Origin of the sequence: Acinetobacter sp. YH12058 (assembly GCF_013419805.1) — a bacterium.
Taxonomy (GTDB): domain Bacteria; phylum Pseudomonadota; class Gammaproteobacteria; order Pseudomonadales; family Moraxellaceae; genus Acinetobacter; species Acinetobacter towneri.
Window position 1 is genome coordinate 23,331 of record NZ_VOZL01000013.1, and the last position, 11,747, is coordinate 35,077.

15 protein-coding genes are annotated in these 11,747 nt (G+C 43.2%); 2 read left to right on the plus strand and 13 right to left on the minus strand.

Going from position 1 to position 11,747, the window contains the following annotated elements; genetic code table 11:
* Positions 1-4: 4 nt before the first annotated feature.
* From FTU09_RS08945 to FTU09_RS08985, 9 genes are all read right to left on the minus strand, one after another.
* Positions 5-709: an FKBP-type peptidyl-prolyl cis-trans isomerase gene (locus FTU09_RS08945; RefSeq protein ID WP_004974091.1), complete on the minus strand. Its 705-nt coding sequence runs from the start codon at positions 707-709 to the stop codon at positions 5-7.
* 552 nt (positions 710-1,261) lie between these two features.
* Positions 1,262-2,284 carry an NAD(P)-dependent alcohol dehydrogenase gene (locus FTU09_RS08950; protein WP_004974093.1) on the minus strand — a complete coding sequence of 341 codons (1,023 nt, stop codon included), beginning with the start codon at positions 2,282-2,284 and terminating at the stop codon, positions 1,262-1,264.
* 94 nt (positions 2,285-2,378) lie between these two features.
* The gene (locus FTU09_RS08955) at positions 2,379-2,942 is read right to left on the minus strand and encodes a DNA-3-methyladenine glycosylase I (RefSeq protein WP_104852759.1); all 564 of its coding nucleotides are present in this window, start codon (positions 2,940-2,942) and stop codon (positions 2,379-2,381) included.
* A gap of 52 nt (positions 2,943-2,994) precedes the next feature.
* A complete protein-coding gene (locus FTU09_RS08960) occupies positions 2,995-3,240 on the minus strand; it encodes a hypothetical protein (RefSeq protein ID WP_104852758.1) in 246 nt (81 codons plus the stop codon).
* Between the two features lie 18 nt (positions 3,241-3,258).
* Positions 3,259-3,798: a M23 family metallopeptidase gene (locus tag FTU09_RS08965; protein ID WP_131261236.1), complete on the minus strand. Its 540-nt coding sequence runs from the start codon at positions 3,796-3,798 to the stop codon at positions 3,259-3,261.
* A 60-nt stretch (positions 3,799-3,858) separates the two neighbouring features.
* Positions 3,859-4,893, minus strand: a complete 1,035-nt coding sequence (gene mutY / locus FTU09_RS08970) for an A/G-specific adenine glycosylase (RefSeq protein ID WP_131261235.1) — start codon at positions 4,891-4,893, stop codon at positions 3,859-3,861.
* Between the two features lie 136 nt (positions 4,894-5,029).
* Positions 5,030-5,392, minus strand: coding sequence for an HIT family protein (locus FTU09_RS08975; protein ID WP_070155794.1), 363 nt, complete (start codon positions 5,390-5,392; stop codon positions 5,030-5,032).
* Between the two features lie 69 nt (positions 5,393-5,461).
* Positions 5,462-6,202, minus strand: a complete 741-nt coding sequence (locus tag FTU09_RS08980) for a dienelactone hydrolase family protein (protein ID WP_136144130.1) — start codon at positions 6,200-6,202, stop codon at positions 5,462-5,464.
* A 207-nt stretch (positions 6,203-6,409) separates the two neighbouring features.
* Positions 6,410-6,568, minus strand: coding sequence for a DUF1328 domain-containing protein (locus FTU09_RS08985; RefSeq protein WP_004974108.1), 159 nt, complete (start codon positions 6,566-6,568; stop codon positions 6,410-6,412).
* Between the two features lie 191 nt (positions 6,569-6,759).
* On the opposite strand from FTU09_RS08985, the gene FTU09_RS08990 reads away from it, so the two are divergent.
* Entirely contained in the window at positions 6,760-7,212 is a 453-nt protein-coding gene (locus FTU09_RS08990; RefSeq protein ID WP_136144131.1) for a YcgN family cysteine cluster protein, read from the plus strand.
* Between the two features lie 117 nt (positions 7,213-7,329).
* Complete coding sequence (locus FTU09_RS08995; protein WP_004974112.1) at positions 7,330-8,598, plus strand: replication-associated recombination protein A; 1,269 nt, start codon at positions 7,330-7,332, stop codon at positions 8,596-8,598.
* Positions 8,599-8,712: 114 nt separating this feature from the next.
* Here FTU09_RS08995 and FTU09_RS09000 read toward each other — a convergent pair whose 3' ends face one another.
* The 4 genes from FTU09_RS09000 to dapA form a co-directional block, all read right to left on the minus strand.
* Complete coding sequence (locus FTU09_RS09000; protein ID WP_004974113.1) at positions 8,713-8,925, minus strand: cold-shock protein; 213 nt, start codon at positions 8,923-8,925, stop codon at positions 8,713-8,715.
* Positions 8,926-9,284: 359 nt separating this feature from the next.
* Positions 9,285-10,004 carry a phosphoribosylaminoimidazolesuccinocarboxamide synthase gene (gene purC / locus FTU09_RS09005; protein ID WP_004974116.1) on the minus strand — a complete coding sequence of 240 codons (720 nt, stop codon included), beginning with the start codon at positions 10,002-10,004 and terminating at the stop codon, positions 9,285-9,287.
* Between the two features lie 36 nt (positions 10,005-10,040).
* Positions 10,041-10,640, minus strand: coding sequence for a lipoprotein-34 precursor (NlpB) (locus FTU09_RS09010; RefSeq protein WP_179990751.1), 600 nt, complete (start codon positions 10,638-10,640; stop codon positions 10,041-10,043).
* A gap of 14 nt (positions 10,641-10,654) precedes the next feature.
* Positions 10,655-11,554 carry a 4-hydroxy-tetrahydrodipicolinate synthase gene (gene dapA / locus FTU09_RS09015; RefSeq protein WP_131261232.1) on the minus strand — a complete coding sequence of 300 codons (900 nt, stop codon included), beginning with the start codon at positions 11,552-11,554 and terminating at the stop codon, positions 10,655-10,657.
* Positions 11,555-11,747: the final 193 nt, after the last annotated feature.

An 11,747-nucleotide genomic window follows, 5' to 3' on the forward strand; every position in this document is an offset into this window, starting at 1 on the left:
GTTGTTATTTCACTTCAATCAGTTCAACATCAAAAATTAAGGTGCTGTTGGCAGGAATCATGCCTGGTACACCTTGTTCGCCGTAGCCCAGTTTCGATGGAATATACAGCGTAGCTTTACCGCCTTCCTTCATGAGCTGTAAACCTTCAGTCCAGCCCGGAATGACTTGATTCAGTGGGAATTCAATTGGCTCACCACGTTGTACCGAGCTGTCAAATACTTTGCCATCGACCAGTTTACCCGTGTAGTGCACTTTGACCACAGAGCTTGCCGTTGGCTGTTTGCCTGTGCCTTCTTTAATCACTTGATATTGCAAGCCAGAAGCTGTGGTTTGTACGCCTGCTTTTTTGCCATTTTCAGTTAAGAATGAATCACTGGCTGTTTGTGCAGCTTGCGCTTGAGTGGCTTGTTTTTGTTGCAACTCTTGCTGGAATTGCTCATAGGCTTTTTGTAATTCTTCTTCGGTGTAGGCAGGTTGTTTACGCGCATGACCTTCACGCACACCTGTTACAAAGCTGTTGATGTCTAGCTCTGGTGGGGTTTGATGTGCCACTTCATAACCCAAAGCGTAGCTGATTTTTTCAACCGCAGAAGCATTTGCCGACGCTTTAGAGGTCGCCACTGCTGGGTTTTGAGAGGCATAATAAACAGGAACAAGTGCAGCACCGCCTAAAATTACAGCAACAGCGATGGGTAAGGCTTTACTCATAGGTTTTCTCAAATTCATTTTATAGTTAAAAAAGCAGCATTCATCTTAGCAGACTTTTTCACAGACTTTTCTAGTTTGGCACGTGGCTTTGCAGCCTGTGTCGATTCAACTTTTTAATATATGCTGCTTACGCAGTTTATTCTATAACAGACTGAATATCTAAAACATTTTTTATACATAAATCTTATCAATTCAGGACTAGATGTGGGTCATTTAAGAAAAGTCAGATTGCGTTTGGGCTGTAGGTAAATTTTTATTGTAATCGCATAAATGATCAAGACAGCGTCCTGATGGGTTGTTGTCCAATAATAGGATTAACCTTCGGTTCGACCCACTTTTGTTTCGGCAAAAGTGGGCAAAACCATTGTCATCCACAAAACCTGTTTAATTCTTGTATCTCATTCATTATTTCGCAGAAACAATAATGGTCTAATGCTACGCAGGTTGTGGATGACACTTCCGAGTATCCTCATGTGATCTAGGTTTTTAGATGAGCGGTTTTACCTAAATAAAGATAGAAATATATTTGACTATCATGACTTATCTTAAAAGTCAGTCAAAGTCGGCCTTTAACACAACCCGATAGCGTGCCTTGCCCTGATGCAAATGTTCAATTGCCTGATTGATCTGTGACATCGGAAAAACTTCCACCTGTGGGGCAATCTGTTTGCGTGCGGCAAATTGTAGTAATTGACGCAGCGCTGCAGGCGAACCTGTCGATGAACCAGTAACCGATTTTGCACCGCCAATTAAGCTGCCCGCCTTAATTTGCATGGGTTCTAGCGCTACACCTAGCATGTGAATAGTGCCATGTGGTGCAAGCGTACTTAAATAAGCATTCCAGTCCAAGCTTACGTTTACCGTACTTAAAATCAGGTCAAACTTGCCACGCTGGGTTTTAAGGGCAGCAGCATCACGGCTGTTCACTACATGGTCTGCACCCATAGCCAGTAATTCTGCGGTTTTGTCTGGATTGGAACTGAACGCCGTAATTTCACAGCCCCATGCTTTTAATAATTTGATGGCGATATGCCCCAAGCCACCAATACCAATCACCGCAACATGATGTACTGCCTGAATTTGATGTTTCAAGATCGGATCAAATACGGTAATTCCACCACAGAGCAAAGGCCCTGCACTGACAGGATCGACCTCATCGGGTAATGGAATGACCCACTGCCAACCTGCACGGACTTTATCGGCAAAACCACCTGCATGTCCCACAATGGTTGCGGTGGTGCCATTGCTGCACAGCACTTGTTCGCCTGCAATACAGGCATCGCAGTGTTGGCAACTGTCTGCAGTCCAGCCAATGCCTACACGTTGCCCCACGGTTAAACCTTTGGCTTCACTGCCCAATTGAGTAATCGTGCCAATAATTTCATGTCCTGCCACCACAGGATATACTGAGGAATGCCAGTCATTTTGAATGACTGAAAGATCGGAATGGCATAAGCCACAATATTCGACTTTGACTTCTACCTGATGCGCCTGCAGTTCACCCGCATCAAATTGATAGGCTTGCAGGGCTTCACCTGCCTGCATTGCGGCATAGGCTCGAATGGTATTACTCATATTGCACCGTCCTTGTCATAAGGCTGACTGTATTGATTGGTGATCTTGCTATTATGGGTTGAGCAGTTTTGAATACTAAAGCTTGGATGTTGCTTTAAGATGTTGTTTTAAAGTGACAGTGATTTTCATGATCATCGACCATGCCTACAGCTTGCATAAAAGCATAGCAGGTGGTCGGGCCTACAAATTTAAAACCATTTTTCTTTAGGGCTTTCGACATGGCAACACTAGCGTCGGTTTGTGCAGGCGCAAGACGATAGTCAGGTACATCATTCCTAATAGGTTGCTGTGCAACAAAACCCCAAAGCCATGTCACGACGTTTATATCGGCGTCTTTTAGTTTTTGCCATGCACGTGCGTTGTCACGAATTGCTTGTAATTTACCTCGATGTCGAATCAATCCAGCATCTTGTAATTTGAGCGCAATATCATCATCACTGAAGGCGGCAATTTCAGCAATGCTGTATTGAAAAAAATGCTGACGATACGCTTCACGTTTTTTTAATACAGTAATCCAAGACAAGCCTGCTTGCTGTCCCTCTAAACACAGCATTTCAAATAAATGCACTTCGGCAAATACAGCTTGTCCCCACTCTAAATCATGATAGGCAATATAGAGCGGATCATCGGAACACCAACCACAGCGTTGTATCGTCATGGGTCATGCTCCTTGTTGAATAGATAGCTGAATAGATGTGAATGGGACGGACTTAAAGCTGAAATGCTGCCCATTGGTCATGTTGGTTATCCCAATAATATAGTTCTGCCTGTTGCAGATCGTGAAAGGAAATCCAGTTGTCTTTACCAACTTTATCTGAATAACCTGTGCTGATGAGCAGGGCATCTTCAGTAATTTCCATGACCCAGCCTTGATGGACTTGTCCTGCCAATACAATTTTTTGTTGATTGCCAGATTCTGCAAATTCCACCAATCGATTTATCAAGGCTTCAGACATGAAATGTTCCTAACAAAATTAACGTAAATAAGGATAAGGATTGACCGCACCGCGTCCTTTACCATTTAAATAAAGTCCGTAATGCAAATGTGCGGCAGTGTGTCGGGCGTTGCCTGTATTGCCGACATAGCCAATATGCGTTCCTGCCTTGACATAATCGCCTACGTTTAAACCGCGTTTATGTCCATCCAAGTGTGCATAGTAATGCCAAGTGCCTGCAGGCCCTAATATCCAAATTACTTTACCACCTAAGCGATTATCGCGTAAGTCTGCAATTAAACCTTCTGTAGCGCTATACACTTTGCTGCCTTTGGCGGCAAGAATATCAATGCCTTCATGCAAACGTCCGCTACTACGAGATGCACCCCAAGTGTCATTCAACTGATGCGCTTTAATGCCCTGCACAGGAATGGGCAAGCGAGTTTTTAAACTCATTTGATTGAGTTTTTGCACCAAGGCAGGCGGGAGTGGGGTACTAGGACGTTTCGGTGCAGAACTACAGGCCGCAATCAATAAGGTAAAGAGTGACAGGCTTAAAACAGCAATCCATCGAAACATAAGACATCCTTGTAATGGCAGTGAAAGCAAAGATTTCATTCATCACGATGCTTGACTATGTCACAGATTGATTGCCGAGATCAATTTTTTCATGGCCGTCGGAATGCCCAAATCGCTGGCTTGTTGCGGACTATACCAATCTGCATTCAGTTCTATTGCCAAGTGTTCTTGTAGATCAGCATCGACCTGAAAACACAGTGCTTCAAGCTGCCAAGTGAAATGGGTAAAGCTATGTGAAATCTGTGCGCGTTGCTGTACCTGTTTAAGGCTCAAGCTTTGACACAGTTGCTCAAAAGCCTGTGCATCTTCAATGACAGGCAAACACCATAGTCCACCCCAAAGTCCTGTATTGGGACGTTGTTGCCATAACCACTGATCTGCGCATTGCAGTACTAAGACCTGTGCAGATTTAACGGGTACGGCTTTTTTCGGTTTTTTAAAGGGCAATTCCTGCTCTAAACCTTGTTGATGTGCTTTGCAGTGTTGTTGCATTGGGCAATATAAGCACAGTGGTTTTTTGGGGGTACAAATGGTGGCACCCAAATCCATAATAGCCTGCGTATAGTCGTGATTACGCACTTCGGGGCAGAGCTGTTCTGCCAGTTGCCACATGGCACGTTCATGTACAGGTTTGGATAAATCATCTTCAATAGCAAAAAAACGTGCTAAAACCCGTTTGACGTTGCCATCCATAATGACGCCGTATTGGCGTAAACCCAGCGACATCATGGCACCACCCGTAGAGCGACCAATGCCCGGCAAAGCCATCCACTGTTCGAGCGTACTTGGAAAATGTCCTTGCTGTGCCACAATGGCTGCGGCTTTATGCAAGTTGCGGGCGCGGGCGTAATAGCCTAAACCTGCCCAATACGGTGCAACTTCATCCCAAGTTGCACGTCCTAAATCTTGCACTGTCGGAAAGCGCTGCAAAAAACGCTCAAAATATTGCAATACGGTTTTGACCTGAGTTTGTTGCAGCATGATTTCAGACACCCACACCGCATAGGGATCATCGGCGACTTGCCACGGCAGGTCATGGCGTCCGTGTTGATCGAACCACGTGAGGAGAGCATCGGAAAATGAAAAAGCAGTCATGCGAACCCAGTTTGTAAAGTAGCGGCTTAGTATAGCCAAACTGGCGTGGGAATTACGTGCATAAAAAAAGAAGATGAGAGTGCATCTTCTTCTTTAGGTTTGGTTTCACTTGGTTTGGGATAAAACGAGTCGTGGTTTAAATTTGACCGCTCATACCCCAACGGTTATCCAATTTTAAGGTCTGACCTTCATAGCGTGGAATAATGTGGATGTGTAAATGCTCAGATTTAGCATCAAACACATCGCCATCATTAAAACCCACATGGAAACCTGCAGGTTGATGACGCAATTGCAACTCATTGCGCGCCAATTCTAATAAAGACAATAAACTTTTACGTTCTTTGTCTGTAATGTCAAAAAAAGAGCCGACGTGACGTAGCGGAATGATCACGCAATGTCCTTTAGACAGGGCATTGGGTTCAGGCAAAATTACCCCAAATTCATTTTTTGCCAAAACATCATAATCATCAAAATTGCAATAAGGGCATTGCTCAGTCATTGTTATATCCTCTTCTTTAAAATTTTCTTGGCTTGCGTTGAGTATATGCTGCGTAATGTGAACAGCAGATTAATCTGCTAAACGACGATCCAACACTTCATACATGGCAGCTAAACCTTGTTGCTCTGCCGATGCGTTATAGCCTAAATCGACCCCATTGGCTTTGGCACGTTCATCAGCTTGAGGGTTACTAAAGCCGTGTTTGGCATCTTCAAAAATAATCACTTCATGCTCTACTTGAGCCGCGTGCATTTCTTCACGGAAACTTGCGACGTCGTCTAAAGTCACCATGCTGTCCAGTTCACCATGCAACACCAAAATCTCGGCTTGTACCTGACCTTGTTGTGCAGGGGCTTTCGGGCTGAGGTTGGCGTGGAAGGTCACCACTGCTTTTAATGCTGCGCCAGAACGAGCCAAATCCAGAACGACTTTGCCGCCATAACAGAAACCAATTGCAGCGAGTTTATCGCGATTTACTTCAGGTTGGGCAGCTAAAGTGTCCAAAGCTGCAGACGCACGAGTCACAATTGTGTCAGCATCTGCAAAAGTTTGCATCATCCATTCATTGGCTTGGGCTGCGGTGGTGGTGACTTTTTTATCGCCATACATATCAATCGCTAAGGCTGCAAAACCATGTTCAGCCAATTCACGCGCGCGTTGTTCGGTGTATTCGTTACGTCCCCACCATTCAGGTGCGACAATCACCCCCGCGACAGCTTGTGCTGTTTCTGGTGCAGCAAAATAACCGATCAGTTTGCTGCCATCTGCAGCCGTATATTCAATTTCGCGAGTTTTGATTGCTAAAGCCATGCCTTATTCCTTATCGTTTTCAATGCCATGATTAAAGCATAATAATATGGCACGCATTTTTAAAAACAGGGTAAATACTGCCTATAAATGTGAGAAAATATTTTTAAAATAGCCAAATTGGCATTTGTTGCGTAAAAAGCGGACATAAAAAAAGAAGGAAAAATCCTTCTTTTTTATCTGATTTTTAGGAATTTATAGACGAGGTCACTAGATTTTTCCGCGAGAGAGGAAACCAACAATTGCCAAAATCACAGCAATCACCAATAAAATAATGGCAAAGTCTTTGGATAAACCTGCGACACCACCAAAACCAAGTAAACTCGCGATTAACGCAATCACTGCGAAGATTATAGCCCAACGAAACATAATTGTTCTCCATGTGTTTTTATAGCTTCTGAATTTAGTATAGGGAGCTGAACGCAGCACACTGTTTTGTTTTTGTGTATTAAATGTTCAGTTGTTTGAGTTAAGTGTTTGATTCATTTAAAGACTAAACAAAAGCAACAAGTTGAAACAAGGCTGTTATAATGACGCAGTTTTGTTATTTTCTGTGCGCTATGTCTGATCAATTACGACCTGAATTTTGGAAAAACTATCCGCTGAATGCCTTAAATACTGCGGAATGGGAAGCCTTGTGCGATGGTTGCGGTTTATGCTGTTTGGTCAAACTAGAAGATGAAGACACGCAAGAAGTGGCCTATACCAAAGTGGCGTGCAAGTTACTGGACTGTAACACAGCACGTTGTTCAGATTATGCCAATCGCTTTGACTTTGTGCCCGATTGCATTCAACTTACCCCCGAAAAACTAGAAAAAATTCACTGGTTGCCGCCAAGTTGTGCCTATCGTCGTTTAAAACAGGGCAAAAATTTGCCATCTTGGCATTACTTAAATACGGGCTCACGCCAAAGTGTGATTAAAGCCAAAAAATCTGCGGCAGGGCGTTGTATTTCAGAACTGGATGTTGCAGAAGAAGATATAGAAGATTATGTGGTGCGTTGGGTGCGTTAATTCATACTGCAGAATAAACTTTGAATCGTGTTTTAGCGATAAATCGGTACGATTAGAAATACTCCAAAGCTTGAGATCATAGTAGACTAGGTTGAAGTCAAGTATAGAAATAACAAGATGTCAGAGAGTCATATTCCACTGCCTGAGCGTTTGCGTCCACGCGATTTATCGCAAATTATTGGTCAAGATCATCTTTTAGGTGAGCAAGCGCCGTTACGCCAAATGATTGATCAGGGGCATTTGCCTTCAATTATTTTCTGGGGGCCACCAGGGGTGGGGAAAACCACCATCGCTTTGCTGTTGGCGCAGGCGGTAGATCGTCCTTTTATCAGCCTTTCTGCCTTGAATACTGGGGTCAAAGAGCTGCGTGAAATTATTGCCGAAGGCGGCGATTTGCTCACACCAGTGGTGTTTATTGATGAAATTCATCGCTTTAATAAGTCGCAGCAAGATGCCTTATTAAATGCGGTGGAAAAGGGCAAAATCACCTTAATTGGTGCGACCACTGAAAATCCATCTTTTGAAGTCAATAGTGCGCTGCTTTCACGTTGTCAGGTCTATACCTTAAAGGCTTTAGATGCCGATTCGATTCAGACTTTGCTTACTCAAGCCATTCAGCAAGATCAATTCTTAAAAGACCGTTATATTCAGATTGAAGAATTTGATGCTCTGATTCAGTTTGCTGCAGGTGATGCACGCAAGGCTTTAAACCTACTGGACTTGGTGGCAAGCACCTTTGAACCCGAGGTGGAAAATATCATCACCAACGCGATTGTGGTCAAGGTTGCGCAACAAAACATTGCCCGTTATGACAAGTCAGGCGAGCAACATTATGATTTGGTATCGGCTTTTATTAAGTCAATTCGTGGCAGTGACCCCGATGCTGCATTGTATTGGATGGCGCGCATGCTCAAAGGCGGTGAAGACCCGAGCTTTATTGCGCGTCGCATGTTGATTGCTGCTTCGGAAGATATTGGCAATTCAAATCCGAATGCCTTGTTATTGGCAGGCGAGTGTTTCCGCTCGGTACAAGTGCTGGGTATGCCCGAAGCGCGGATTATTTTAGGACAATGTGCAGTATATTTGGCAACCAGTGCCAAAAGTAACAGTACTTATTTGGCAATTAATAAAGCCATGGATTTGGCTGAAAAAACCGCCAACTTACCTGTGCCACTGCATTTGCGTAATGCACCGACCAAACTGATGAAAGAACAAGGCTATGGCGTAGATTATTTGTATCCGCACAATTACCCAGAGCATTTTGTGCTACAGGACTATTTGCCGCCTGAACTGAAAGGCACAAAGTTGTATGAGTCGGCACGTAATAAACGTGAAGTGGAAGGTGAGCGTTTACAACAACGTCGTTGGCAGCAGACTCAATCCTAAGCGATTTGGTATAGCTGAAAAGATATTTGTAAAAGTATTGGCATAAAAAAAGCTCAAGAATCAACTTGAGCTTTTTTAGATTTGTTTGCAGCCTTGAGTGCTGCATTCAAAGGTTTAAAGCGGTTTGATGTTTACAGCATTCGGGCCTTTTTGACCTTGCGCAATGCTGAATTCAACTTGCTGACCTTCGTGTAAAGTCTTGAAGCCTGAGTGTGCGATTTCGCTGAAATGCGCAAACACATCTGGACCAGATTCTGGTTGAATAAAACCAAAACCTTTAGTTTCGTTAAACCACTTTACCGTGCCTTTCATTGTCGGATTTGACATAGGGAAATATCCTGCTGAATTTTAATATGTTGCAATCTAAAAAAGATTTGGAATAACTGGGAAAAAGATGCGACTTAAAATCTGAACAAACGAAGGATTACAAAATAAAACTACGGACTTAGACGATTAAAACGAACTTCATATTTTTCTAGTATGACAACAAGCATACACGGAATTGCAGAATACACAATTTAAATTCAGATAAATTTAAAAATAGGCAGACAGACTGGGCATTGTGGATGGGGCGATTTTTTCAAAGATTTGGTTTGTAAACCCTGTTTGGTCTACAGCAAAATACAAAAAACCGAGCAATGTTGCTCGGTTTTGGGAATTCAGCTTTTAAAATTGAAAAGCTTGAATTAGATATTGTCTAAGTCGATGCCTAAACGTGCAGCAACTTCTTCATAAGCTTCAACCACACCGCCTAAACCTTGACGGAAACGGTCTTTGTCGAGTTTCTTCTTGGTGTCTTTGTCCCATAAACGGCAACCGTCTGGAGAGAACTCATCACCCAACACAATACGGTCGTGGAATACACCAAACTCAAGTTTGAAGTCGACCAAAATCATGTTACCTGCATCAAACAATGCTTTTAATACATCGTTGACTTGGTAAGTTAATTCTTTCATTTTTGCCAATTGTTCAGCATTGGCCCAACCTAAAGCAATCGCTTGAGATTCGTTTACCATTGGGTCGCCAAGAGCGTCATCTTTAAAGAACAATTCAAATGTAGGTGGGGTCAGTTCTTTACCTTCTTCTACACCTAAACGACGGCAGAGTGAACCTGCAGCGTAGTTACGAATAACGCACTCTACAGGAATCATGTCTAACTTTTTCACCAATACTTCGTTTGGTGTAAGTAGTTTTTCAAAGTGAGTTTCGATACCCGCTTCAGCCAATTTTTCCATGATAAAGGCGTTAAAACGGTTGTTCACCTTACCTTTACGATCTAGTTGTTCGATTTTTTCGCCATTGAACGCAGAGGCATCATCACGAAAGACTAAAATCAGGTGGTCTGCACTGTCTGTGGTATAAACAGATTTTGCTTTACCAGTATAGAGCAAGGTTTGTTTTAACATGAGGGAACCTTTTTCAAAAAAAAATGCCTAGTACGGCTAGGCTGGCCAATTTTGGTAAATCTGGGCCAACAGATCTGCAGCTTTTTCTTGATCTGCAAAGCTGTTATCGGCATTGAATACAGCTAGGTTGTTGCTCGAACCGACAGAGGTCAATCTTAAGACATAAATCTGTTGATCGACCTTAATGGTTGCCTCGTAACGGTTCTTACTTTGACCAACAATGCTGTAATTCAGACTGCTGAGGGTGGCAAGTGTGTATTGCCAAATTGTAGCAGAATTTCCATCAATTTTGAGCAACGGATTTTGGTTTCCGTCAACTACGGGTTGAGGACGTCCAATTTGCGTACTGTCTTGAACTGTGTTGCTGCTGGCTTGCATGGCTTCAGGACGTGGCATCGCAAAACGGTTGCCACGTGCATTTTCAAGCTTAGGTGCATTTGCCGTTGCTAAAGGGTCAACGCTTGGTGCAGGATACAACGGTGTTGCAGGTCGAACCACAGAACCTTCTGGATATTGAAGTGGTGCTAAAGTAGCGGCGTCTTTATAGTCCAATGAACCATTATTGATGGCAAGAGAACTACAACCAGCCAAACTCAATACTGAAAGTGCGGCGATCAAACCAAAACGTAATTGCATCATACTAAGCTCTTTTATTGAATGACACCCGCAGCCTGAAGGGCTTCGCGTAACGGTGCACGATATTGTTCTGCAAGCGGAGTTAATGGCAGGCGAATTCCTGTACCAATTAATCCCATTTCATGAAGTGCCCATTTCACAGGAATTGGGTTCGATTCACAAAATAGAATATTGTGTAAATTTGCAATCGCACTGTTTTGTTGCTCTGCACCTGCAGCATCACCTGCGATTGCAGCCGCGCAAACTTGGCTCATGGCTTTTGGTGCAACATTGGCAGTTACAGAAATATTGCCTTTTGCACCGTGCAGCATCAATTGATATGCCGTAGCGTCATCGCCTGAATACACCACCATGTTTTTGCCTGTTAAGCCAGCCAATAATTGCTGACCACGTGGCACATCGCCCGTTGCATCTTTTACGCCCACAATATTTGGGATGTCTGCAAGACGGATGACCGTTTCATTTGACATATCTACACCAGTACGACCCGGTACATTATATAAAATGATAGGTAAATCAACTGCTTCTGCAATTGCTTTATAGTGCTGGTATAAACCTTCCTGAGTTGGCTTATTATAATAAGGCGTTACCAATAAGGCCGCATCTGCGCCCAATTGTTGTGCTTCTTTGGTCAGTTCGATGGCTTCATGCGTTGAGTTTGCACCAGTACCAGCAATGACAGGAATACGCTTATTTGCGACGCGAATAATTTCTGCGATCACTTTGGTGTGCTCTTCCATACTTAAGGTCGATGCTTCACCAGTTGTACCTACAGCAACAATACTGTTGGTACCTTGTTCTATGTGCCACTCAACGAGCTTCTCGAGACCTTTCCAATCTACGCTGCCATCTTCTAACATTGGGGTGACAATTGCGACAATTGAGCCTTGAATGGTCTGTGCTTGCTGAGTCATTTTTTAAAAAGATCCTATTTTTCCATCCACAGAGGTGTAGAAAAGGTAGATGTGGATGGTTGCAGTATTTTGATTTGGGTCAAAATTCAATCAAATTGATTAAATAATGCTTAGCCAAATTATGACTGATTCAGTGTGTCAGAACAATATGCTTTCGTCAAAGCAATCATAAACTTTGTTTAATTTAGTATTT